Here is a 23,894-nt window from a genome sequence, read left to right on the forward strand (position 1 = left end):
ATGGATACCAATTTAGCTTTAGTTTTAGTATTAGCTCCTTTTTTAGGGTTTTTAATCAATGTTTTCTTTGGGAAAAGCTTAGGAAAAACAGTTTCCGGAATTATCGGGACTGCTTCTGTAGTAGTTTCTTTTATTGTTACGCTTTTCTTTTTCAATCAGATTACCCAAACTGAAAAAACCATTCAAATTACCTTATTTGACTGGATTCAGATTAGTAATCTAAAAATCAATCTTGGATTTTTATTAGATCAATTATCATTGCTTTGGTTGCTTTTTGTAACCGGTATTGGTTCTTTGATTCATATATATTCTATCAGTTATATGCATGATGACGAAAATATGCACAAGTTCTTTTCGTACCTGAACTTATTCGTTTTCTTTATGATTACCCTTGTAATTGGAAGTAACTTATTAGTATTGTTTATTGGTTGGGAAGGTGTTGGACTTTGTTCGTACTTATTAATTGGATTCTGGTATAAAAACCAGGATTACAATGATGCAGCGAAAAAAGCGTTCATCATGAACAGAATAGGGGATTTAGGTCTTTTAATCGGAATGTTTATTTTGGGTTCGATGTTCTCGACTTTAGATTATGCAACTTTACAAACGGCTATTGCCGGAGCAACTGACTTAAATATTCCGTTGCTTTCATTAGCTGCATTATGTTTATTTATTGGTGCTTGTGGAAAATCAGCACAGATTCCATTATACACCTGGTTACCAGATGCGATGGCCGGACCAACTCCTGTTTCTGCATTGATTCACGCGGCAACAATGGTTACTGCAGGTATTTTTATGGTAACAAGATTGAACTTTGTTTTTGATTTAGCTCCGGATGTTCAGACTATCATTGCGATTGTTGGAGGTGTAACTTCACTAGTTGCTGCAACAATTGGTTTGGTTCAGACGGATATTAAAAAAGTTTTGGCCTACTCTACCGTTTCTCAGTTAGGTTTAATGTTTTTAGCCTTAGGGTTCGGAGCTTATGAAGTAGCTGTTTTTCACGTAATTACTCATGCTTTCTTCAAAGCTTGTTTATTCTTAGGATCAGGATCTGTAATTCACGGATTGCATGGCGAGCAGGATATGCGTAAAATGGGTGGTTTGCGCAAAGCAATGCCCATCACTTTCTGGACGATGCTGGTTTCATCATTAGCCATTTCAGGAGTTCCGTTTTTCTCAGGTTTCTTTTCTAAAGATGAAATTTTATTGACGGCTTTTCACCACAGTATACCATTATACGTTGTGGGTTCGATTGCTTCTGTTATGACAGCATTTTATATGTTCAGATTGATGTTCCTGACTTTCTTTAAAGACTTTAGAGGAACTGACGAACAAAAACATCATTTACATGAAAGTGACGGTTTGATTACTTTTCCATTAATGATTTTAGCTCTTTTAGCTACTTTTGGAGGATTAATTAGCTTACCTGGAAATAGCTGGTTAAACGAATATTTGGCTCCTCTTTTCACGAAAGTGGCAGGAGAAGAACACCATTTAGGCACAACTGAATATATTCTGATGGGAGTTGCGGTTGTTGGAGGATTATTAGGAATCCTAATCGCTTACTTTAAATATTTCAAACAGGATAATGTTCCTGAAGCTGATGAAAACATAACAGGCTTAACCAAAGTTTTATATAACAAATATTATGTAGATGAAGCTTATGATGCACTATTTGTAGCTCCAGTAAACTTCTTATCAAAATTCTTTAGGGACTATATTGAAACAGGTTTATCAGCACTTGTTTTCGGATTAGGAAAAGTAACCAATGAAATAGGTTTTCAGGGTAAAAAATTACAGAACGGAAGTGTTGGAGTATATCTTTTTGCTTTTGTTTTGGGTCTTTGCGCCATTGTTTCCTATATATTTTTAGCTCAATAATTTTATAACTATGAACGTTTCCCTTATATTAATTATTCTTTTAATTGGTGCATTTGTCACTTATTTTGCTGGCGATAAACTGGCATCAAAAGTAGCTTTGTTCTTTAGTTTGGCAGCTTTGGGCTGTTCGGTTGTACTGTTAAACCATTTTAATGCCGGCGAAAATATCAGTTTAATCAACGCGTGGATTACGCAGCCTAAAATTTCATTGGTGCTAAATGCTGATGGTTTGGCAATGGCTATGCTTTTATTAACGGTAGCGCTTACGCCAATTATTATATTTTCTTCTTTCGGAAATGAATATAAAAATGCTAAAGGTTTTTATGCTTTGATTTTATTTATGGCTTTTGCAATGACAGGAACTTTCCTGGCAGCAGATGGTCTTTTATATTATATTTTTTGGGAATTGGCATTAATTCCAATTTACTTCATTGCCCTTATTTGGGGTAATGGCGATGCTGAAGAACGCAGAAAAGCAGTTGTTAAATTTTTTATCTACACACTTGCAGGATCGTTATTCATGTTAGTGGCTTTTATTTATTTGTATCAAAAAGCCGGAAGCTTCCTGATTGAAGATTTATACAAATTAAATTTATCACAAACGGAGCAGATCTGGATATTCCTGGCTTTCTTTTTAGCGTATGCCATTAAAATTCCGATTATTCCTTTCCACACGTGGCAAGCCAATGTATACCAAAAAGCACCAACTGTTGGAACCATGCTTTTATCCGGAATCATGCTAAAAATGGGGTTGTACAGCGTTATTCGTTGGCAGTTACCGATTGCACCTCTTGCTGCTAAAGAATTAATGAATATTATCATCGCTTTAGGAATTGCCGGAGTAATTTATGGTTCGATTGTAGCCTTAAGACAAAAAGATGTAAAGAAATTATTAGCGTATTCTTCACTAGCACATGTTGGATTAATTGCTGCAGGAACTTATACCTTGACTCTGGACGGATTACGCGGGGCAGTTTTACAAATGATTGCACACGGTTTTGTCGTAGTTGGATTGTTCCTTGCTGCCGAAATCATTTTCAGAAGATTTGCTACAAGAGATATTATTGAGTTGGGCGGTATTCGTATTCAGTCACCTAAATTCACTTCGATGTTTTTAATTCTGGTTTTAGCTTCTGTTGCGTTGCCGGGTACTTTTAACTTCGTAGGTGAGTTTACAGTTTTGTATAGCCTTTCCCAAATTAATGTCTGGTTTGCTGTTTTAGGTGGAACCACTATTATTTTAGGGGCATATTATATGCTTAAAATGTTTCAGAATGTAATGTTGGGTGAAGCTAATGCTAAAACTTTTGCTGATGTTACTCTTAACGAAGGAATTTCATTGGTTGCAATAATTGCGGTTTTACTCTTTTTCGGATTTTACCCAAAACCTATTACAGATTTAATTACACCAAGTTTAGAAACTATTTTAAATATTATTGAAAAGAAGTACGGTGCATGTTAAAAACGATTTTTAACTTTAGTTCTGCCAGATTTTAAACGTTAAGTTCATTACAAAAGAAGAATAAAAAAATATTTTAAATAAAATAAATTAGGGCATCATTAGTTTTGGATTTCCTAAATCAAAAAAACAAAAATGAATACATTAATAGCTATAACAGGATTGGGTATTTTCTGCCTATTGTTTGAAATTCTTAATTTAAGAAAAGCCATTGTTCCAATTACCATTATTGGTTTATTGGGTGTTTTGGCGCTTAATTATTACGAATTTGGATCAACAGAAAGTTATTACAATAATATGATTACAGTAAGTAAATTCTCTACTACGTTTTCATCATTATTCATTGTATTGACCATTTTTCTGGTAGCCCTAAGCCATAATTTTTATGAAAATCACCAAAACAAAATTTCAGATTTTGTTGCTATAAAAATATTTTTATTAGCCGGAGCAGTTGCTATGGTTTCTTTTGGAAACCTCGCCATGTTTTTCTTAGGTATCGAAATACTATCTATTTCCTTATATATTCTGGCAGCCAGTGAGCGTTTGAATTTAAAAAGTAACGAAGCAGGTATGAAATATTTTTTGATGGGTTCATTCGCATCTGGAATTATCCTATTTGGAATTTGTTTGATTTACGGAGCAATGGGAAGTTTTGATGTAGTTGAAATCAGCGAATATTCCTTATCTGCCGAATTGCCAATCTGGTTTCCAATCGGAATGATCTTAGTAATTATAGGAATGTTGTTCAAAGTAGCAGCAGTCCCTTTTCACTTTTGGGCTCCGGATGTTTACGAAGGTTCCCCAGCTCTGACAACTGCTTTAATGAGTACTTTGGCAAAAGTGGTGGCAATTGCAACTCTTTTCAAATTAATTTCGGGTTTAAACTTAATTTCATCTTTAGAAAATCAGGATCATTTACATACTTTCGAGAACATTATTGTGATTATTTCAATTGCTTCTATGACCGTTGGAAACATCATGGCACTACGTCAGGTAAATGTAAAACGTATGTTAGCTTTCTCAGGAATCTCTCATGCAGGATTTATGTTGATGACTCTATTAACTGTAGCAACTTCAGCAGGAGTACTACTCTATTATACAGCCGCTTATGCTTTGGCAGGAATTGCTGCTTTTAGTGTTATTTTATATGTATGTAAAAATAATCAGAATGATGAAGATATTACCAACTTTCACGGTTTAGGAAAAACAAATCCGTTATTGGCAGTCATCCTTACTGCTTCGCTTCTATCAATGGCAGGTATCCCGATTTTCTCAGGCTTTTTTGCAAAATTATTTCTGTTTAATCAAACGATTCAGGCTGGTCATATTGCTTTAGTAATTGTAGCCGTTATTAATTCCATTATTAGTGTTGGATATTATTTCAAACTGATATTGGCAATGTATTCCAAAGAACCAAATCAGGAGCGTACCGGAAAACCTTTTCTTATTTACACTGTTGCCATCATTTCAATTGCTTTAAATATTACTTTAGGTTTATTCCCATCATTAGTTTTAGATTTATTGAATTAAAATTTCAATCTTCATAAATACAAATCCATCAAGAGTTTCTTTTGATGGATTTTTTATTTTATCTCAATCATTTCCAGATGAAAAAATGATGTTAAAAAATTTACTCAAACCAGTACACTTCAAAAAAACTACCTATATTTGAGTACAATTAAATGTATTAAAAATATGAACTTCAATTCGAAAAATCCATTTTTAAGCAACAAGCGTTTTTCATCAAATGCTGTTTCAAAAGCTCAAGAAGTGCATCAGGCACAAATTATTGATTACAATCAGGAAATGACTATATCCGGGACTATTAATAAAACAGCTATTTTATTTTTAATCCTATGCGGATCTGCAATGATAACATGGTGGATGGCATTTAACGCAATGAATGTTATGCTGCCAACAATTGGAGGCGCCATTGTGGGACTTATATTAGTTGTAATCTCTGCTTTCAAACCTCAGGCTTCTCCATATTTAGCACCTGGTTATGCCTTATTTGAAGGTCTTTTTATTGGTGGAATTTCTGCCATTTTTGAGGCCATGTATCCTGGAATTGTAATAAATGCAGTTGGGGCGACTTTGGTTACTTTTTTAGTTTGCCTTGGTTTATATAAATTTAAAATTGTAAAAGTTACAGAGCAATTTAGATCAGTAGTTATTGCAGCTACATTAGCGATTGCAACATATTATTTAATTTCGTGGGTAGTTTCTATGTTTACAAGCTTTACCCCTGTACATCACGGAAATTCAATGATGAGTATTGGTATTAGTGTTTTTGTAATTATTATTGCAGCATTAAACTTATTTTTAGATTTCGACCAAATTGAAAAAGGTGCCCAGCAAAGAATGCCAAAATTCATGGAATGGTATGGTGCAATGGGATTAATGGTAACATTAGTTTGGTTATACATCGAATTCCTGAGATTGTTATCAAAATTGTATAGCAAGGATTAATTTCTTTCACAATACTAAAAGCCTTTTTGAAATTTCAAAAAGGCTTTTTTTATGTTGCTTTTTCAAAAGCTATAAAATGCGACAATTCCCCTTTTAAGTTAAAAACAGGGAAACCATGAATCGTGCAATCATAGGTTTCACCATTTTTTTTATAATTTAGAACTGTCTTTTCAAAAGGAATTTGTTTCTCAATTGCTGTTCTGATTTCTTTCAAAACTACAGTGGAAGTTCCCGGTCCCTGAAATATTTTTGGGAATTTTCCAATAACTTCTTTTTCTGTATAACCTGTCATTTTCGAAATTCCTCCAGAAGCAAAAATTATTTTTTGTTCCAAATTTGTAATTAAAATAACTTCATTCTTCAAACGTTCATTAATATTCAAATCAATTTCATTCCACTTGAACTGACCTGAAATACGTTTGATTTTTTTTACATCCGAAGAAAATGTTTTTAATTCATTTATCGATTCATAATAAAAATCCCAACAAAGGATTGGAACAGAATTACAACTCAAATTTGAATCAAATTCAGCAAAAGATTCGCCATAATAATTTATAGGATTCATAAGAATTATTTTGTTCAAAGTTAGTAAGAAATTAATAAACAAAATTTAGAATTTCAGGATTTAACGCTTGTACAATCTTATCAAAAGGCAAATTTTAACTGAACAACAACCGCTTTTTTCTCTTCTGTATTCAAATTATTTAAAGAAATCCCTAATAATCGAACAGAATCTTTCATACGTTCCTGATATAATAACTCTTCAACGGTTTCAAGAATCAAACTCTTATCGGAAATAAAATATGGCAGTGTTTTACTTCTGGTCTGCTGCGTAAAATCACTGTATTTGATTTTTAGCGTGACCGTTTTTCCTGAAATTTTATATTTTTTCAAACGCCTTTCTAATGAAACGGCGATTTTTTCAAGTTGTTCCAGCATAAAAATTTCCGAAGTAAGATTAACATCAAAAGTGTGCTCTGATGCTACTGATTTAGTATTTCGGGAAGGCTTTACTTCACTGTTATGAATCGCCCTGACTACATGAAAATAAAATTTTCCAGATTTACCAAAATGTTTTTCCAGAAACTCGATCGATTTGGTTTTTAAATCAGCTCCGGTAAAAATTCCTAACTGATACATTTTTTCGGTAGTAACTTTTCCAACACCATAAAACTTTCGAATTGGTAATTCTTCCAGAAAAGGAATTACCTCATCAGGATTAACCGTTTTTTGACCGTTTGGTTTGTTGTAATCACTGGCAATTTTAGCCACAAATTTATTGACAGAAATTCCGGCTGAGGCAGTAATACCCACTTCATTCAAAATTCGTAACCTGATTTCCTGTGCCAGCAATGAAGCACTTGGATTTCCTTTTTTATTTTGAGTAACATCAAGATAAGCTTCATCAAGCGAGAGAGGCTCTACCATATCCGTATATTCATAAAATATTTTATGAATTTTCGAGGAAATCTCTTTATAGCGATCAAAACGAGGACGAACAAAAATAATTTCGGGACAATATTTTTTAGCCAAAACGCCGCTTATGGCACTTCGAACCCCAAATTTACGGGCTTCATAACTTGCCGCCGAAACAACACCACGATTTTCTGATCCACCAACTGCAATAGGTTTTCCTCGCAAGGCAGGATTATCCATCTGCTCAACCGAAGCATAAAAAGCATCCATGTCTATATGGATTATTTTTCGATAAGTTGGTGAATCTGACATGTTACAAATTTAAATCTAAAAAAATATATCGGTATAAAAAAAGGACTTAGTTTTTTTGATTAAACCAAGTCCTTTTTACTTTTATTTATTTTAAAATTACTCCTCAAACAACTCCATCAACTCCAACGCCCGTTTGATAGATTTTACATTATCAAAAGTCAATAACAAACGTAATCCGTTTACGGTTTGCTTTTCTTTCATTTTACAAAGACTACTTTGTTTTTGAACAAATTGTAAAACATTTCTAAATTTAGAAGATTGATAATAATCAGATTGTTGATCAGATACAAAATAGCCAATCATTTTTCCTTGTTTCATGACCAGTTTTTCGATTCCAACCCGGGTTGCAATCCATTTGATTCGGATACTGTTGAGTAATGAAGTTGCTTGTTTAGGCAAAGGCCCAAAACGGTCGATCAGTTTTCTTTCGTATTCCTGTAAACCTGCTTCATCTTTTATAGTGCCTAATTCATTATATAAAACCAAACGTTCCGAAACATTATTGATGTACTCATCCGGGAATAACAATTCAAAATCAGCATCGATTTGAATGTCTTTTACGTATTCTTTAGTATCGATATTATTCTCTTCCGGATACAAATCTTTGAATTCATTTTCTTTTAATTCTTCGATGGCTTCATTCATGATTTTTTGGTAGGTATCAAACCCAATTTCATTGATAAAACCGCTTTGTTCTCCTCCTAATAAATCTCCCGCACCACGAATTTCAAGATCTTTCATAGCAATGTTGAAACCGCTTCCGAGTTCGCTGAATTGTTCCAGTGCCTGAATACGTTTTCTGGCGTCTTCGGTCATGGATGAATACGGCGGACAGATGAAGTAACAGAATGCTTTTTTATTGCTACGCCCAACACGGCCCCGCATTTGATGCAGATCTGACAATCCAAAATTATTGGCATTGTTGATGAAAATGGTGTTCGCATTAGGTACATCTAATCCGCTTTCGATGATTGTCGTTGCTACCAAAACATCAAAATCCCCGTTCATGAAACCTAACATCAATTCTTCGAGTTTGGCGCCTTCCATTTGTCCATGACCTATTCCAACTCTGGCATTGGGCACCAAACGCTGAATCATTCCGGCCACTTCTTTTATATTTTCTATTCGGTTATTGATAAAGAAAACTTGTCCGTTACGCTGAATTTCATATGAAATGGCATCACGAATAATCTCTTCATTAAAACTAACCACGTTTGTTTCTATTGGATATCTGTTTGGCGGAGGCGTCGTAATTACAGACAAATCGCGTGCAGCCATTAACGAAAACTGAAGCGTTCTCGGAATTGGCGTTGCCGTTAAGGTCAGTGTATCAACATTGGCGGCAATCGTTTTTAATTTATCTTTTACGTTTACACCAAACTTTTGTTCCTCATCAACAATCAATAAACCAAGGTCTTTAAAAACTACATTTTTGTTTACTAATTGATGCGTTCCGATGACAATGTCAAGTTTTCCTTCGGCTAAATCTTTTAAGGTTTGTGTTTTTTGTTTGGCTGTTCTAAATCGGTTTAAATACCCGACAGAAACCGGCATATCTTTTAATCTTTCGGTAAAAGTTCTGTAATGCTGGTACGCCAAAATTGTTGTCGGAACTAAAATCGCTACTTGTTTGCTATTGTCTACGGCTTTAAAAGCAGCACGAATGGCAACTTCCGTTTTTCCGAAACCAACGTCACCACAAACCAAACGATCCATTGGGCGATCGCTTTCCATATCAGCTTTTACTTCCTGTGTCGATTTAGTTTGATCCGGCGTATCTTCATAAATAAACGAGCTTTCTAATTCGTTTTGGAGATAACTGTCCGGAGCAAATTGAAATCCTTTTTCTAAACGGCGTTTTGCATACAACTGAATTAAATTGAACGCAATATGCTTGACACGCGCTTTGGTTTTTTGTTTTAAAATTTTCCAGGCGTTCGATCCTAATTTATAAATTTTCGGAGGTGTTCCGTCTTTTCCGTTGTATTTGGAGATTTTATGAAGCGAATGAATGCTTACATAAACGATATCATTATCGGCATAAACCAGTTTTATAGCTTCCTGTGTTTTGCCTTCGACCTGAATTTTCTGCAATCCGCCAAACTTTCCAATTCCGTGATCGATATGCGTAACATAATCACCCACAGAAAGTGCCGTTAATTCCTTAAGCGTAATATTTTGCTTTTTAGAATAGCCATTTTTGATGTTGAATTTATGATATCGCTCAAAAATCTGATGATCGGTATAAGCCGTTATTTGATTTTCTTCATCAATAAAACCTTGATACAAAGGCAATACAATTGTATGATATTGTTTTCGGATATTTTCTGAATTGGCTTCGTCTAAACTTTCAAAAATATCATGAAACCGTTTTGCCTGCGCTTCATTCGAACAGAACAAATAATTCTTGTATCCGTTAAAATGATTGTCGCTCAAATTATTCAGCAGCAAATCGAATTGTTTATTGAAAGAGGGTTGAGGCTGAATATGAAAATCGAACTTTTTGGTCGTTTTAAATATTGGTTTTGAAGTCCATTCGACAATTGAAAAATCTAAAGCACGTTTGATAAATGAACTCTGATTTAAAAATAATTGTTCAGGCGTGGCATGTTTTATTTCTCCTGAAAGTTTATCAAAAGCTTCTTCGGCTCTTGCGAATTGTTTATCTAACTGACTAAAAAGCCCATCTGTATTTTGAATAAAAAGAACGGTTTTCTCTGATATATAATCTAAGAAACTTTCGCGGTTTTCCTGAAAAATCTTGTTTTCGACATTCGGGATGATCGTGATTTTTTTATGAGTCTCGACAGATAACTGAGTTTCTACATCAAAACTTCTAATGCTGTCTACCTCATTGCCGAAAAACTCAATTCGGTACGGATGATCGTTTGAAAATGAAAACACATCGACAATTCCTCCACGAACAGAAAATTCACCGGGTTCTGTAATAAAATCAACTCTTTTAAATTCGTATTCAAATAAAACTTCATTGATAAAATCAATTGAAATTTTGTCATTTAAAGAGACCTTCAAAGTGTTTTTATCTAATTGCTGGCGTGTCACAACTTTTTCAAAAAGTGCTTCCGGATATGTAACAATTATAGCTGGTTTTTTTCTGGAATTTATTCTATTTAAAACCTCCGCGCGAAGCAAAACATTAGCGTTATCGGTTTCATCAACTTGATACGGACGACGAAACGAAGCCGGATAAAACAAAACATCCTGCTCGCCTATCATCTGTTCCAAATCGTTCAAATAATAAGCTGCTTCTTCTTTATTGTCTAAGACAACTAAAAAAGGTAATTCGGTTTTCCTGAAAACAGCACGCAGCACAAATGAAACTGCAGAACCCAGCAAGCCACTGAAATGCATCTTTATTTCGTTCTGCTCTAGTAATTGTGTAGCAATTTGCTGCGTTTTAGGCAAATTGTCATAGGTAGTATATAAGGCGTTTTTACTCAATTTTTGGTAAATTTTGATCTGTATTTCGTGCCGGCATTGGAGCCAAATTTGTATTTGGAATCGCACGCGTAGTATCTAACATTCTTAGGAAATCAGCTTCTCCTTCTTCTTTTGGAATTTTGCTTTTCTCAACAAGTATATCCATTTGTCTTTCTAATGAAACTAATTCTTTGTTAATCTCACCAATTAAAAAAGTCACTTTTTCATCAGGAATTTTATGCAAGTGAATAAACAAATCCATCATTTTTACTTTGGTAATCAAAATAGAAATTCTGCTTTTTATCTGAGGCTGATTGAATTGTGCCGGAATATTATTATTCAGAGCCGTTGCTTTTTTGGCAATTGCAGAAGATTTTTTTTGGAATGCTCCAATAGTTTTTCTGGGTTTTTGATCTAATTCTTTTAAAAAATCGCGCCACTCTTTCCAGGTACTTACATTTTGCTCAGAAACTTCATTGATCGGTTCATCAATAAACGACCATCCTTTATTTATATTATTAAAAATGATTTCTTTCTTTTTGGCTTCTTTTTCGTTTTCAGCCCGGCGTTTTTCATTTTCATCCTGACATGAATTCAGCACAAAAACTAAAAGTAGAAAAAGAGATATTTTATATTTCATCTGGTACAACATTAGGCGACAAAGTTACAAGTAAATTTACAATTATGAATTTTGATTTACAACCATTTTGATTAAGTTTAAGAAAGCTTTTTGAAAACGAATTAGGCAAGAAATAATATTATATTTTATTAAATCCATAATTTAACATTCTGAAAAACATCTTTATTTACGAATATATTATATTTGTTCTTTAAATACAATTCTAATGAATCCAAAAATACTAATCATTGGGGCTTGCGGTCAAATTGGAACGGAACTGACTCAAAAACTGCGTAAGCTATACGGAACAGAAAATGTTATTGCTTCTGATATTAGAAAATTAAATACTGATGTGGTCAATTCAGGTCCATTTGAAGTGGTTAATGCATTGGATTTTAACCAAATTGAACATCTTGTTGAAATACATCAAATTACAGATGTTTATTTAATGGCGGCACTTTTATCGGCTACTGCAGAAAAGAATCCTGCCTTCGCCTGGGATTTGAATATGAACTCCTTATTCCACGTTTTAAATCTGGCAAAAGCAAAAAAAATAAAAAAGATTTTCTGGCCGTCGAGTATTGCTGTTTTTGGACCTACTACGCCAAAAGAAAACACCCCTCAATATACCATTATGGAGCCTTCTACGGTTTATGGAATCAGTAAGCAAGCGGGCGAAAGATGGTGCGAATATTACCATAATATTTACGGAGTTGATGTTCGAAGTATCCGTTATCCTGGTTTAATCAGCTGGTCGACTCCTCCGGGGGGCGGAACCACAGATTATGCTGTTGATATTTTCTATAAGGCTATTGCAAATAAAAAATACGAATGCTTTTTATCATCAGAAACTAAAATGCCAATGATGTATATGGATGATGCGATTGAAGCCACCATCAATATAATGAAAGCCCCTGTTGAACAAATCAAAATCCATTCTTCGTATAATTTGGCTGCAATTAGTTTTACACCAACTGAAATTGCTGCTGAAATTAAAAAGCATATTCCTGATTTTGAAATTACTTACAATCCTGATTTCCGTCAGAAAATTGCAGACAGCTGGCCCGCAAGTATCGATGATGCTGACGCCAGAAAAGACTGGGGATGGAAACATACTTTTGATTTAGAAACGATGACAAAGGATATGCTGGAGCATTTGGGGTAAATCAGAAATAAATAAAAAAAACTCGTTTAAGATTCATTCCTGAAAATAAAACGAGTTTTTTTATCCTAATGTGAAAGTTATTTCACTTCAAAAACATTATTGGCAGCTTTTACATCCGCCATTAATCCGCTTGGATCTATGGTGATTTTTTTGATTGCCGTTTTATTTTTATCCAGTGTGAAACTGTAATTTGACTGCGCCCATGCCCAATCTTCCAAAACAGTTCTTTTTACATTTGGATTTGGATTTGGCTTGATGAAATTCATCATTCGTAACGGAATATAAAAGTTTTCAGAAGTTCCGTCCGTATAGTCTACTTTTAAATCGATTGGCATTGGCATTCTGCCGATTCTTTCTAAAGTTACCGTTGTTTTTTGTGAATTATCCGTCACATCCCTGATTCCGTAATCAATTGTATTGGTGGTTTGTGCCCAGTCTGTCAAATACCAATCCAGTTCAGCACCCGAAACCCTTTCTGCTGATCGTTTGATATCATTTGGCGTTGGATGTTTGAATTTAAAATCGTTAAAATATCTTTTTAAAGCGGCATCAACATTTTCTTTACCAATTACATATTCTAATTGCGACAAAAAGATGCTCCCTTTTACATAAGAAGAAATGCTGTACGGCCTGTTTTCATCATAACGATCTCCGTGTGTTGTTTGTGCCTGTTCTTTTCCTGATTGAACTAATTGATAATAGGCCGCATAATTTCCTTTAAAAGGATTGGCAACTTTCTTATCTCCAGCCAGTTCATTCAATGCTATATCTTCAATGTAAGTAGTAAAACCCTCGTCCATCCATGGATGTTTTGATTCATTTGAAGCCAGAATATGCTGAAACCAGGAATGGCCTAACTCATGTGTAGCTGTTCCTAAAATACCTTCGAGTGTTCCATTTCCTAACATCAAAGTACACATGGCATATTCCATCCCTCCATCTCCACCTTGAATAAATGAGTATTGTTTATATGGATATTGACCCACTTTCTGGTTATAAAAATCCATAACCTTGACCATCAAAGGCTGTAATTGTTTCCAATTCTCAGTCGTTTTGGGATTGTTTTTGTAAAAGAAATGCAAATCAACATCATTTGGCCCTTTTATAATATCATGAGTATATTCTTTGTCCGCAGCCCAGGTAAAATCGTGTACATTTGGCGCTATAAAATGCCATGTCAAAGTTTTGGTTTTCTTTGGATAAGCTACTGTTACGCCTGCATCCTGATACCCGTGTCCAATTTGGTTTTTATCCTGCAAATACCCGGAACCACCAATCGTATAGTCTTTGTCTATGGTAATTTTTACATCAAAATTTCCCCAAACTCCGTGAAATTCCCTTGCAATGTATGGATCTGCGTGCCATCCTTCAAAATCAAATTCGGCTAATTTCGGATACCATTGCGACATTGATAATTCTACACCTTCTGAATTATTTCTTCCAGCCCTGCGAATCTGAACCGGAACCTGACCATCAAAATCCATGGTAAAAGTTGATTTAGAATTCGGCAAAATTGGTTTGGCCAAAGTTACTTCTAAAATAGTTCCGGAAGTTCTGGTTTGTGCCGTTGCACCATCTTGCTGGAAATTAGTTATTTTTAAAAACCCTGTTTCATTTGGTTTTAAAGTTTCAATACGGCTTTGTTTAAATTCTTTACCATCAGTACCTTTTACTTTAGTAACCATTCTTCCGTCTGGATCTTTTATAAAATGAAGACGGGCGTCCATTTCGCTTCCCGGCTGGAAAGCATTAAAAAACAAATGATAATATACTTTTTTTAAAGTGTCAGAAGAGTTATTGGAGTAAACCAGTTCTTGTTTTCCTTTATATTGGTAGTTTTTTACATCCATCCACACTTCCATTTTATAATCGGCATGTTGTTGCCAATAAGAAGTATTTTGTGCAAAAGCAGTATGTAAACCAAAACTCAAAAAAGAAAGTAGTATAATTTTTTTCATTTGAATTAACTGTGGTATTTAAAAATTACAAGTTTACAAAAGTGACTCTTGTGAACTTGTAATTACATTATTTAGGTTTACTTTTATTTTTTAGACATTTTTTCTGCCATCAATAAAGCATTGTACGCATTCACCATTTTGGCCGTTCTTGATGATTCAGCAGACGAAACCGCTACAGGCTCCTGACCCGGACCTGGATTTTCGCCCAACACCAACATAGAAGGAAGTAACACACCCGAATCCATTAAAATACGTTTTACTTGTTTTGCCTTTAATTTTGGATAATAAGAACGAATCAATGTAGCAACTCCTGCAGCATTTGGCGATGCCATTGAAGTTCCCTGCAGATATTTATATTTATTATTGGGAACCGTTGCGTAAATTTCTTCACCGGGAGCAAAAACATCTACATTTATTTTTCCGAAGTTTGAAAATTCAGCCACAACATTTTCCCCGTAAACTTTATTGATAGCTCCGATCGTAATTAGATTATCCGCAAATTCTTTGATATTGTCTTCAGAATCGTTTGGATAATTAATGTTATTTGTTTCATCAATATTGTAACCATCATTTCCTGCAGCATGTACGATTAAAACATCTTTTTTGCCAGCATATTTTATAGCTTCATATACCCATTTTTTTTGTGGAGAAAAACTTTTTCCGAAACTTCCATTAATAACTTTAGCACCATTGTCAACTGCATAACGAATTGCCAAAGCGATATCCTTATCATATTCATCACCATCAGGAACCGCCCTAACCGTTAAAATCTCAACATTGTTGGCAACACCGTCTCCTCCTAAATTATTATTGCGAATTTGTGCAATAATTCCGGCTACGTGGGTTCCGTGTAATGCTTTCTCTTTATCAGGCCCAAAAACTATATTGTTACCATATTTAGTATCCTTAATATCTTCCGGGTTATCACCAACTATTTTCCTTCCGTCAAAATCCTTATTTAAATTATAATTGAACTGGTCGTAAACATAATCCCTGTATTCATTAAGTCCTTCTTCATAATCAGAGCCTGCGTTCGTTAAAACCTGAGTCATAACCTTTTTACTTGAAAGTATAAACTGGTCTGGTGAATTAATCGCTTTAAGATCCTCTAAAGTATATTTATCTTTCTTTAATAAATCTTTTATTGTCTTATTTGCATTCAAATAAAAATCTACATTTGCTTTATCTTCCAGCAATTTTTTATATTTCTCATCATATTGCAATAATGCACGTTTATATTCAGGAGAACCATCATCGCCCTTTTTAACGATACGGGTCATTTCAAGGTTTTCGTGAACGGCATCACCAAGAAAATTCCAACCATGAATGTCATCAATAAAACCATTTTTATCATCATCGATTCCGTTGCCAGGAATTTCTTTTGGATTGGTCCAGATCATTCCTTTTAAATCTTCGTGCTCGATATCAACACCAGAATCTACAATTCCGACAATTACTTTTTTACCTGTTTTTCCTTGTAGTAATTCGGCGTATGCCTTATCCACACTCATTCCGGGAATAGAATCTTTGACTAAGTCAAGATGGCTCCATCTTTTTAATTCAGTATCTGTAAGCGGTACTTTTTTGACTACTGATAAAGGAGCAGCTATAAATTCTTTTTGAGTTGAAACTTGCGCCTGCATAGTGGCACCAAAGCCTGCTAAAACAAGTAATGCAATAGCAGATAAATTGAGAGGTTTTATATGACTCATGTATAGTTTAATAAATGTTGAAAATAATTCGACTAAATTATGATTTTTTGTTATAAAAAACTAACTGTTAACAATGTGTTATGAATTGTATACCTCAAAGTTGTATCACCTAACAGTATTATCTACTGGAAATATATCATTATTAATGACGTATAATTTGTATCATTGCAGACTCAAACACTTATTGAATTTATGAAAACAAAACTACTTTTGATGCTGTTACTGGCAAATTTTTCTATTTATGCGCAATACACAAATATCCCGGATGTTAATTTTGAAAAAAAATTAATTTCTTTAGGGATCGATACGGGAACTCCAGATGGACAAGTATTAACTTCAAACATCTCAAGCATATCTATATTGAATATTAATAATAGCTCAATTGCTGATTTGACAGGAATAGAAAATTTTACTGCTCTTGAAAATTTATACGCTACAAAAAATCAATTATCAATTGCTGATTTTTCATCAAATCTTCTACTAAACTATGTAGATTGTAGTAGAAATCTATTAACAAGTCTAAATGTTTCAAAAAACACCAAATTAACAGATCTAAATGTTGGTTTTAATAGCTTAACAGAAATAGATCTTAAATCAAATGTTCTTTTGAAAGGGATTGATTTTCAGAGAAACAAATTAACAAACATAGATCTTACAAAAAACACAAAAATGACTAATATAAATGCGTTAGTCAATCAGTTAACAGACTTAGAATTATCTGCAAATACACTTTTATCCAGTTTATCAGTTAGTTCAAATAAATTAACCTCTTTAGATATTAACAATAATATCGAATTGACATATTTAAATTGTGGCAATAATTTATTAACAGGTATAAATGTTTCAAAAAACGTAAATTTGATTGATTTTTATTGTCATTACAATCAAATCACAAATTTGGACATTAAAAAAAATATTCTTATAAAAGGTTTTATGTGCCATGGTAATAAACTTTCGAGTATTGATGTCTCAAATAACCCAGAACTAGAAATGTTAGATTGTTTAGAAAACCAACTAACTAGTCTTGATATCTCTAAAAATCCAAAAATAACAGAATTGGCTTGTGAAGAAAATCAGTTAATCTACCTAAATTTAAAAAATGGAAACAACGTAAATTTAGATCTCACTTATTCAAACTTTTCAAAAAACCCAAATTTAACTTGTATTGAAGTTGATGATGTAGCTTATTCTAATGCAAACTGGAATAACTTAAAAGACGCTACAGCAACTTACGCGTCAACATGCTCTAAATTAGACATAGAAGATTCTGTTTTTGATAAAGTAGTACTCTACCCAAACCCTACAAAATACGAAGTTACTATTAGCAATATTGCATTAGAAAAAGCAACAGTCTATAATGCATTAGGACAATTGGTGAAATCTTTTACATTAAACTCAGGCAATATGAATAACACCATCAGCTTATCCGGTTTGCCAAAAGGAGTATATTATGTATCTTTAATCAATCAGGAAGCCGCTTCTGTTAAAAAAGTTATAGTGGAATAACTATAATTCTATTGGAATTAAAAATCCCATTTTCAAAATAATGAAAATGGGATTTTTTTTTATGCTTTAAATTTTGTCTAAAGAATCTCTTCGCAACTAAAAACTTCTTTCAACCGAACCCCTTTTTCTGTATTTTCAACCGTTATAATTTGATTGTGGGCATCATGTTCCAAAAACAAATAGTAATTATTAGTAGCTGCAGCATTTAAGAATTTCTCTTTTTCATCTAATGTTAAAAGCGGTCTTGTGTCATAACCCATAATGTAAGGCAATGGAATATGACCGGCAGTCGCCAGCAAATCGGCACAAAAAACTATCGTTTTACCTTTATACTGTATGTGCGGAATCATCTGTTTTTCGGTATGGCCATCGGCAAAGAAAATCCCGAAACCTAGTTCCGACTGTGATAAAAAATCGCTTCCGGGTCTTTTTATAAAATTTAGCTGTCCGCTTTCCTGCATGGGCAAAATATTCTCAGTCAAAAAAGAAGCTTTTTCGCGCTTATTAGGCTTCGTTGCCCATTCCCAATGGTTATCATTTGTCCAGAATCTAGCATTTTTAAATGCCGGTTCATAACCTGTTTTATCTAAGTTCCATTGTACACTTCCGCCACAATGATCAAAATGCAGATGCGTCATGAAAACATCAGTAATATCATCCCGATGAAAACCAAATTTTGCAAGAGAACCGTCTAAAGAATGCGAACCCCAAAGAGAATAATAACCAAAAAACTTTTCTGATTGTTTATTACCCATACCGGTATCGATCAAAATCAGGCGATTTCCATCTTCAATAAGTAAACAACGTGCAGCTATATCAATTAAATTATTAGCATCGGCCGGGTTAGTTTTATTCCAAATAGTTTTGGGAACCACACCAAACATGGCGCCACCATCAAGTTTAAAATTACCAGATTCTATAGAGTAAAGTTTCATAAGTTTAATTTGAATATTAAACAAAGCTAGGGAATCCAACTCTATTGCCAAAAATTCAATATAAAAATCGAAAAATAATTATTTCAATATAATATATGTGCTCCCAACCAGTTCTTGTTTATCGAAGAAATTGACAAAATAGATTCCTTTTTGGAATTCATTCCCATCAGAATTTAAAATTCCATAAACATTTACGGCATTTCCCTGAAAATCAATTGCAACAATAAAACTATAAACCAAGGCTTTATTATTACCAAATTCAATCAGTTTATCTTCACCTAAAACTGTATTTTTTTGATCTAAAACCTGAACATAAAAAACTTTTTTTCCTGTTTTGGCTACAGAATTTCCTGAAATAGTAAAACTCACTTTAAGTTTATCTGTATTTTTAGCTTTATCTGTTTCCAATTCTTCTCCTGATTTCTTTTCCCGAAGCGCTATGACCTTAAAATTATTCAACTCTAATTTCGAAGCCGATTTTAAAGTTGACTCAAGCTTCTTTTGATGTGAAACTAAAGTATCATTTTTAACTTTTTGCTGATACATAACCTCATTTTGATTTTCAATTTTGGTTAGTAAACTTTTATTTTGAGACCTTAATTTATTAATTTCCTGAATTTTTGTATCTAAGGAAAGTTTTAAATCTGAAAGCTGCTTTCTATAAACGTTAATTTCTGAAGAAGTAGGTGTTTTTGATGCATTAATAATATCAATCAGTCTTTCAACATTTTTCTTTTCAAGTTCCAATTCCTGAGACAGATATGTTTTTTCAAGAAGAACTGTATCGTAAGCCGACTTCAATACATTTAAAGAATCCAAAATATTTTTTTTTGAAAGTGATTCTAAATTATCTGAATTATTGAAAGTAGTTTTTTGTAATGGACCAGAATTCCCTCTTAAATCATTTGATTCCGAACTAAAAATATAAACAGAGGTTCCTATTCCAGAAATAAACAGAACTGCTAAAAGAGCTCCAAGCCATTTATTTTGAGATTGTTTTTTCATAATTATTCCCAATTTTGCGCAAAAATACTAATAATTTGTTATATTATATTAGGTACAAATACGTATTTTTAACTTATTTATTAAGTTTTACACTACGAACAACAATATTAGATAGTTAGTAATTGAAATTTTGGATTTAATTAAAAATAACAACCCCGGCACAGAGCCACCAAGATATTGTAGGGCTATTTTTCTATTCCGAAGCAGGACACTTAGGGGGGAACTAAAATCCTAAGAGATTAAAAAATCTGATTACACATATTAAAAATAACTTTTATCTATTTTAACATTTGTTATAATAATGTGAAGCGTTATGGAAAAAGGTTTTTAAGTCGTATCTTTGCAGATAATTTAGACATAATCTATACAATAATGATAAAGGTTTCTGATACAGCAAAAAAGAAAATCATTGACTTAATGAAGGATGATGGTTTTGACGCCGCTCATGACTACGTACGCGTAGGTGTAAAAAGTGGCGGATGCTCTGGTTTGTCATATGATTTAAAATTTGATAAAACCAAAGGCGACGATGATAAGATATTTATAGACAACGACATAACAATTGCAGTAGAAAAAAAATCATTTCTATATTTAGCCGGAACAATTCTGGAGTTTTCAGGAGGATTAAACGGAAAAGGATTTGTTTTTAATAACCCAAATGCAAGCAGAACCTGTGGTTGTGGAGAATCATTCTCTCTTTGAAATAATTAAATGATTGCAAAATTTAAAGATTTAAAAATTACAGAATTGATTTTATTTAAATCCTTCAATTTTTAAATCTTTCAATAAAAAAAATAATGAGCAAATACACAGAAGACGATTTAAAAATCGAACTCGAAACTAAAGAATACGAATACGGATTTTATACTGATATAGAATCGGAGACGTTTCCTATTGGCTTAAACGAAGATATCGTGAGAGCTATCTCCCTTAAAAAAGATGAGCCTCAATGGATGACCGACTGGCGTATTGAAGCTTTTCGTGCATGGAAAGAAATGATTGAACCGGAATGGGCAAATGTGCATTACACAAAACCCGATTTTCAGGCAATTTCTTATTATTCAGCTCCAAAACAAGTAGACCCAAACAAAACTTTAGACGATGTAGATCCGGAACTTTTAGAAATGTACAAAAAGTTAGGCATCTCTGTTGATGAGCAAAAAATGATGAACAATGTCGCTATGGATATTGTAGTCGATTCTGTTTCTGTAGCTACAACTTTCAAAAAAACATTGGGAGAAAAAGGGATTATTTTCTGTCCGATTTCAGAAGCTATCAAAGAGCATCCGGAATTGGTCCGTAAGTATTTAGGAACTGTTGTCCCTCAAAAAGACAACTTCTATGCAGCATTAAACTCAGCAGTTTTCTCAGACGGAAGTTTCTGTTATATTCCAAAAGGCGTTCGATGCCCAATGGAACTTTCAACTTATTTCAGAATTAATCAAGCAGGAACAGGGCAATTCGAGAGAACTCTTGTGATTGCTGATGCAGGAAGTTATGTTTCTTATCTTGAAGGCTGTACGGCTCCAAGCCGTGATGAAAACCAATTACACGCCGCTGTAGTTGAACTAATCGCTTTGGATGATGCTGAAATTAAATATTCAACCGTTCAAAACTGGTTTCCCGGAAACAAAGAAGGAAAAGGCGGGGTTTATAATTTTGTAACCAAAAGAGGTTTATGCGAAACAAACGCTAAAATTTCATGGACACAGGTTGAAACGGGTTCAGCTGTAACCTGGAAATATCCTTCTTGTATATTAAAAGGAGACAATTCGGTTGGAGAATTTTATTCTATTGCCGTTACCAATAATTACCAACAAGCAGATACGGGAACTAAAATGATTCATTTAGGAAAAAACACTAAATCGACTATTATTTCTAAAGGTATTTCGGCTGGTAAATCACAAAACAGTTACCGTGGATTAGTGCAAATTAGCCCAAGAGCGGAAAATGCAAGAAACTTTTCGCAATGTGATTCTCTTTTAATGGGAAATAATTGCGGGGCACATACTTTCCCTTATATCGAAAGTAAAAATCCATCGGCTAAAATAGAACACGAAGCAACTACAAGTAAAATTGGAGAAGATCAGGTCTTTTATTGCAACCAGAGGGGTATTCCAACAGAAAAAGCGATTGCCTTAATTGTAAACGGTTTCAGTAAAGATGTATTGAATAAACTTCCAATGGAATTTGCCGTGGAAGCTCAAAAATTATTGGAGATTTCTTTAGAAGGGTCTGTAGGTTAATAAAACGAAGTATTATGGATCTCATCTTAAAAAATGTAAAGAAAAAAGATTTTCCGGTTTTTCAATCACTGGCTAAATCTCTTGGTTTTGAAATTATTGAAGAAAATGAAAAACCATATAATCCTGAATTCGTAAAAGAGATTTTAAATGCTGAACAAAGCATAAAAGACGGAAAAGGAGTTAAAATAAAAACAGAAGATTTGTGGAAGTAATTTATTCTGAAAAGCTCAAAAAGACAGAGAGTTTTGGAAAAAATCTGGCAATAAAGCAATTATGAATAAAATTACTGCTTTGATTGAAGATATACAACTTCATCCTTTTGAAGGAATCGGAAAACCTGAGCCTTTAAAATATGAATTGTCCGGAAAATGGTCCAGAAGAATAAATCAAGAACATCGCATAATCTATAAAGTTACTGAAGAAGACACAATCGAGATATTAGATATTCTTTCATTAAAAGGACATTACGAATAAGCATTAATGGAAAATAAAAAAGTAATCATTTTAGGTTCTTCCAGAAAAAATGGAAACACAACAAAGATTGTGAACGAAATTTCTAAAGAACACGAAATAGACGTAATTAATCTGAGTGATTATACTATTTCCTATTATGATTACGAAAGCAAAAACAAAGAAGACGATTTTTTGCCTTTAATAAGAGGAATTCTCGAAAAGTACGACACTTTAATTTTTGCAACTCCTATTTATTGGTATAATATGAGTGGAATTATGAAGGTTTTCTTTGATCGTTTTTCGGATTTGATCCGAATTGAAAAAGAAACCGGACGAAAACTCAGAGGAAAGAAAATTGGTGTGATATCAAATTCACACGACAATGAAATTGAAGAAAGTTTTTACATTCCCTTCAAAAAATCAGCCGATTATTTAGGCATGGAGTATTTAGGACATGTGCATTTTAATGCCGACATCTTAAACCAAACAACAAAAATAGAACTGACATTTATATAAAATAAAAAAACAATGTTATCAATAAAAAACCTTCACGCCTCAATTGGTGATAAAGAAATCCTTAAAGGAATAAATATAGAAGTTAAAGCTGGTGAAGTACACGCCATTATGGGACCAAACGGCTCTGGAAAAAGTACCCTTTCGGCTGTAATTGCCGGAAACGAAAACTACGAAGTTACCGACGGAGGTGTTTTTCTTGAGGGAGAAGATCTTGCTGATCTGGCTCCGGAAGAAAGAGCACACAAAGGAGTTTTCCTCTCTTTTCAATACCCTGTAGAAATTCCCGGAGTTAGTGTAACCAACTTCATGAAAACTGCCATCAACGAGACTCGTAAAGCAAACGGTCAGGCCGAAATGCCAGCGAACGAAATGTTAAAAGTAATTCGTGAGAAATCTGAATTATTAGAAATTGATCGTAAATTTTTATCCCGTTCTTTAAACGAAGGTTTTTCCGGTGGTGAGAAAAAAAGAAACGAAATTTTTCAAATGGCAATGTTAGAGCCAAAATTAGCCATTCTTGACGAAACCGATTCTGGTCTTGATATTGATGCGCTAAGAATCGTGGCTAACGGCGTCAACAAATTGAAAAGCGAAAAAAACGCAATTATCGTAATTACACACTATCAACGTTTGCTGGATTACATCGTTCCGGATTTCGTTCATGTCCTTTACAACGGAAGAATCGTAAAATCAGGCGGAAAAGAATTGGCTTACGAATTAGAAGAAAAAGGATACGACTGGATTAAAGCAGAAAACTAGTTTACAGTTACAGTTTACAGTTTACAAAACTTATAACTT

The 23,894-nt window shown here is 33.6% G+C and carries 20 protein-coding genes; 12 read left to right on the forward strand and 8 right to left on the reverse strand.

The window, feature by feature from the left end; all coding sequences use genetic code 11:
- The 4 genes from nuoL to J2W48_RS01940 all read left to right on the forward strand — a co-directional run bounded on the left by nuoL (position 1) and on the right by J2W48_RS01940 (position 5,812).
- The gene (gene nuoL, locus J2W48_RS01925) at positions 1-1,884 is read left to right on the forward strand and encodes an NADH-quinone oxidoreductase subunit L (RefSeq protein WP_310277233.1); all 1,884 of its coding nucleotides are present in this window, start codon (positions 1-3) and stop codon (positions 1,882-1,884) included.
- A gap of 10 nt (positions 1,885-1,894) precedes the next feature.
- Entirely contained in the window at positions 1,895-3,346 is a 1,452-nt protein-coding gene (locus tag J2W48_RS01930; RefSeq protein WP_310277236.1) for a complex I subunit 4 family protein, read from the forward strand.
- A gap of 132 nt (positions 3,347-3,478) precedes the next feature.
- The gene (locus J2W48_RS01935) at positions 3,479-4,873 is read left to right on the forward strand and encodes an NADH-quinone oxidoreductase subunit N (RefSeq protein WP_310277238.1); all 1,395 of its coding nucleotides are present in this window, start codon (positions 3,479-3,481) and stop codon (positions 4,871-4,873) included.
- 165 nt (positions 4,874-5,038) lie between these two features.
- Complete coding sequence (locus J2W48_RS01940) at positions 5,039-5,812, forward strand: Bax inhibitor-1/YccA family protein (RefSeq protein ID WP_310277242.1); 774 nt, start codon at positions 5,039-5,041, stop codon at positions 5,810-5,812.
- Between the two features lie 49 nt (positions 5,813-5,861).
- Here J2W48_RS01940 and J2W48_RS01945 read toward each other — a convergent pair whose 3' ends face one another.
- The 4 genes from J2W48_RS01945 to J2W48_RS01960 form a co-directional block, all read right to left on the reverse strand.
- A complete protein-coding gene (locus J2W48_RS01945) occupies positions 5,862-6,377 on the reverse strand; it encodes a PAS domain-containing protein (RefSeq protein ID WP_310277245.1) in 516 nt (171 codons plus the stop codon).
- A gap of 80 nt (positions 6,378-6,457) precedes the next feature.
- Positions 6,458-7,540, reverse strand: coding sequence for a DNA polymerase IV (dinB, locus tag J2W48_RS01950; protein ID WP_310277247.1), 1,083 nt, complete (start codon positions 7,538-7,540; stop codon positions 6,458-6,460).
- Between the two features lie 96 nt (positions 7,541-7,636).
- Positions 7,637-11,002, reverse strand: coding sequence for a transcription-repair coupling factor (mfd, locus tag J2W48_RS01955; RefSeq protein ID WP_310277251.1), 3,366 nt, complete (start codon positions 11,000-11,002; stop codon positions 7,637-7,639).
- Positions 10,995-11,621, reverse strand: coding sequence for a hypothetical protein (locus J2W48_RS01960; RefSeq protein ID WP_310277254.1), 627 nt, complete (start codon positions 11,619-11,621; stop codon positions 10,995-10,997). Before J2W48_RS01960 ends, mfd begins: the two co-directional genes overlap by 8 nt.
- A 205-nt stretch (positions 11,622-11,826) precedes the next feature.
- Here J2W48_RS01960 and J2W48_RS01965 point away from each other — a divergent pair, with 205 nt between their 5' ends.
- Positions 11,827-12,765, forward strand: coding sequence for an L-threonine 3-dehydrogenase (locus J2W48_RS01965; protein ID WP_310277257.1), 939 nt, complete (start codon positions 11,827-11,829; stop codon positions 12,763-12,765).
- 77 nt (positions 12,766-12,842) lie between these two features.
- On the opposite strand, the gene J2W48_RS01970 is transcribed toward J2W48_RS01965, so the two are convergent.
- Complete coding sequence (locus tag J2W48_RS01970; RefSeq protein ID WP_310277260.1) at positions 12,843-14,723, reverse strand: M1 family metallopeptidase; 1,881 nt, start codon at positions 14,721-14,723, stop codon at positions 12,843-12,845.
- An 83-nt stretch (positions 14,724-14,806) separates the two neighbouring features.
- A complete protein-coding gene (locus J2W48_RS01975; protein WP_310277263.1) occupies positions 14,807-16,435 on the reverse strand; it encodes a S8 family peptidase in 1,629 nt (542 codons plus the stop codon).
- Between the two features lie 192 nt (positions 16,436-16,627).
- Here J2W48_RS01975 and J2W48_RS01980 point away from each other — a divergent pair, with 192 nt between their 5' ends.
- Positions 16,628-17,941: a T9SS type A sorting domain-containing protein gene (locus J2W48_RS01980; protein ID WP_310277265.1), complete on the forward strand. Its 1,314-nt coding sequence runs from the start codon at positions 16,628-16,630 to the stop codon at positions 17,939-17,941.
- Between the two features lie 77 nt (positions 17,942-18,018).
- Here the strand turns inward: J2W48_RS01980 and J2W48_RS01985 are convergent, their stop codons facing one another.
- Positions 18,019-18,876 (reverse strand): MBL fold metallo-hydrolase, encoded by an 858-nt coding sequence (locus J2W48_RS01985; protein WP_310277268.1) that lies wholly within the window; start codon positions 18,874-18,876, stop codon positions 18,019-18,021.
- A gap of 78 nt (positions 18,877-18,954) precedes the next feature.
- Positions 18,955-19,881 (reverse strand): hypothetical protein, encoded by a 927-nt coding sequence (locus J2W48_RS01990; protein WP_310277270.1) that lies wholly within the window; start codon positions 19,879-19,881, stop codon positions 18,955-18,957.
- A 372-nt stretch (positions 19,882-20,253) separates the two neighbouring features.
- Here J2W48_RS01990 and J2W48_RS01995 point away from each other — a divergent pair, with 372 nt between their 5' ends.
- From J2W48_RS01995 to sufC, 6 genes are all read left to right on the forward strand, one after another.
- Positions 20,254-20,583: a HesB/IscA family protein gene (locus tag J2W48_RS01995; RefSeq protein ID WP_140503625.1), complete on the forward strand. Its 330-nt coding sequence runs from the start codon at positions 20,254-20,256 to the stop codon at positions 20,581-20,583.
- Between the two features lie 95 nt (positions 20,584-20,678).
- The gene (gene sufB / locus J2W48_RS02000) at positions 20,679-22,127 is read left to right on the forward strand and encodes a Fe-S cluster assembly protein SufB (protein ID WP_310277274.1); all 1,449 of its coding nucleotides are present in this window, start codon (positions 20,679-20,681) and stop codon (positions 22,125-22,127) included.
- Between the two features lie 14 nt (positions 22,128-22,141).
- Entirely contained in the window at positions 22,142-22,339 is a 198-nt protein-coding gene (locus J2W48_RS02005; RefSeq protein ID WP_310277278.1) for a DUF2683 family protein, read from the forward strand.
- Between the two features lie 61 nt (positions 22,340-22,400).
- Entirely contained in the window at positions 22,401-22,601 is a 201-nt protein-coding gene (locus tag J2W48_RS02010) for a Txe/YoeB family addiction module toxin (protein ID WP_310277280.1), read from the forward strand.
- A 6-nt stretch (positions 22,602-22,607) separates the two neighbouring features.
- The gene (locus J2W48_RS02015; RefSeq protein WP_310277283.1) at positions 22,608-23,096 is read left to right on the forward strand and encodes a flavodoxin family protein; all 489 of its coding nucleotides are present in this window, start codon (positions 22,608-22,610) and stop codon (positions 23,094-23,096) included.
- Between the two features lie 12 nt (positions 23,097-23,108).
- Positions 23,109-23,855 (forward strand): Fe-S cluster assembly ATPase SufC, encoded by a 747-nt coding sequence (gene sufC / locus J2W48_RS02020; protein ID WP_310277286.1) that lies wholly within the window; start codon positions 23,109-23,111, stop codon positions 23,853-23,855.
- Positions 23,856-23,894 lie beyond the last annotated feature (39 nt).

Source organism: Flavobacterium piscis, from assembly GCF_031457575.1.
In the GTDB taxonomy this organism is placed as follows: domain Bacteria; phylum Bacteroidota; class Bacteroidia; order Flavobacteriales; family Flavobacteriaceae; genus Flavobacterium; species Flavobacterium piscis_A.

Excerpts from the sequence above, each read along its gene's own strand:
- nuoL (WP_310277233.1), top strand. The coding sequence starts at position 1 with ATGGATACCAATTTAGCTTTAGTTTTAGTATTAGCTCCTTTTTTAGGG.
- J2W48_RS01930 (WP_310277236.1), top strand. The coding sequence starts at position 1,895 with ATGAACGTTTCCCTTATATTAATTATTCTTTTAATTGGTGCATTTGTC.
- J2W48_RS01935 (WP_310277238.1), top strand. The coding sequence starts at position 3,479 with ATGAATACATTAATAGCTATAACAGGATTGGGTATTTTCTGCCTATTG.
- J2W48_RS01940 (WP_310277242.1), top strand. The coding sequence starts at position 5,039 with ATGAACTTCAATTCGAAAAATCCATTTTTAAGCAACAAGCGTTTTTCA.
- J2W48_RS01945 (WP_310277245.1), bottom strand. The coding sequence starts at position 6,377 with ATGAATCCTATAAATTATTATGGCGAATCTTTTGCTGAATTTGATTCA.
- dinB (WP_310277247.1), bottom strand. The coding sequence starts at position 7,540 with ATGTCAGATTCACCAACTTATCGAAAAATAATCCATATAGACATGGAT.
- J2W48_RS01960 (WP_310277254.1), bottom strand. The coding sequence starts at position 11,621 with ATGAAATATAAAATATCTCTTTTTCTACTTTTAGTTTTTGTGCTGAAT.
- J2W48_RS01965 (WP_310277257.1), top strand. The coding sequence starts at position 11,827 with ATGAATCCAAAAATACTAATCATTGGGGCTTGCGGTCAAATTGGAACG.
- J2W48_RS01970 (WP_310277260.1), bottom strand. The coding sequence starts at position 14,723 with ATGAAAAAAATTATACTACTTTCTTTTTTGAGTTTTGGTTTACATACT.
- J2W48_RS01975 (WP_310277263.1), bottom strand. The coding sequence starts at position 16,435 with ATGAGTCATATAAAACCTCTCAATTTATCTGCTATTGCATTACTTGTT.
- J2W48_RS01980 (WP_310277265.1), top strand. The coding sequence starts at position 16,628 with ATGAAAACAAAACTACTTTTGATGCTGTTACTGGCAAATTTTTCTATT.
- J2W48_RS01985 (WP_310277268.1), bottom strand. The coding sequence starts at position 18,876 with ATGAAACTTTACTCTATAGAATCTGGTAATTTTAAACTTGATGGTGGC.
- J2W48_RS01990 (WP_310277270.1), bottom strand. The coding sequence starts at position 19,881 with ATGAAAAAACAATCTCAAAATAAATGGCTTGGAGCTCTTTTAGCAGTT.
- J2W48_RS01995 (WP_140503625.1), top strand. The coding sequence starts at position 20,254 with ATGATAAAGGTTTCTGATACAGCAAAAAAGAAAATCATTGACTTAATG.
- sufB (WP_310277274.1), top strand. The coding sequence starts at position 20,679 with ATGAGCAAATACACAGAAGACGATTTAAAAATCGAACTCGAAACTAAA.
- J2W48_RS02005 (WP_310277278.1), top strand. The coding sequence starts at position 22,142 with ATGGATCTCATCTTAAAAAATGTAAAGAAAAAAGATTTTCCGGTTTTT.
- J2W48_RS02010 (WP_310277280.1), top strand. The coding sequence starts at position 22,401 with ATGAATAAAATTACTGCTTTGATTGAAGATATACAACTTCATCCTTTT.
- J2W48_RS02015 (WP_310277283.1), top strand. The coding sequence starts at position 22,608 with ATGGAAAATAAAAAAGTAATCATTTTAGGTTCTTCCAGAAAAAATGGA.
- sufC (WP_310277286.1), top strand. The coding sequence starts at position 23,109 with ATGTTATCAATAAAAAACCTTCACGCCTCAATTGGTGATAAAGAAATC.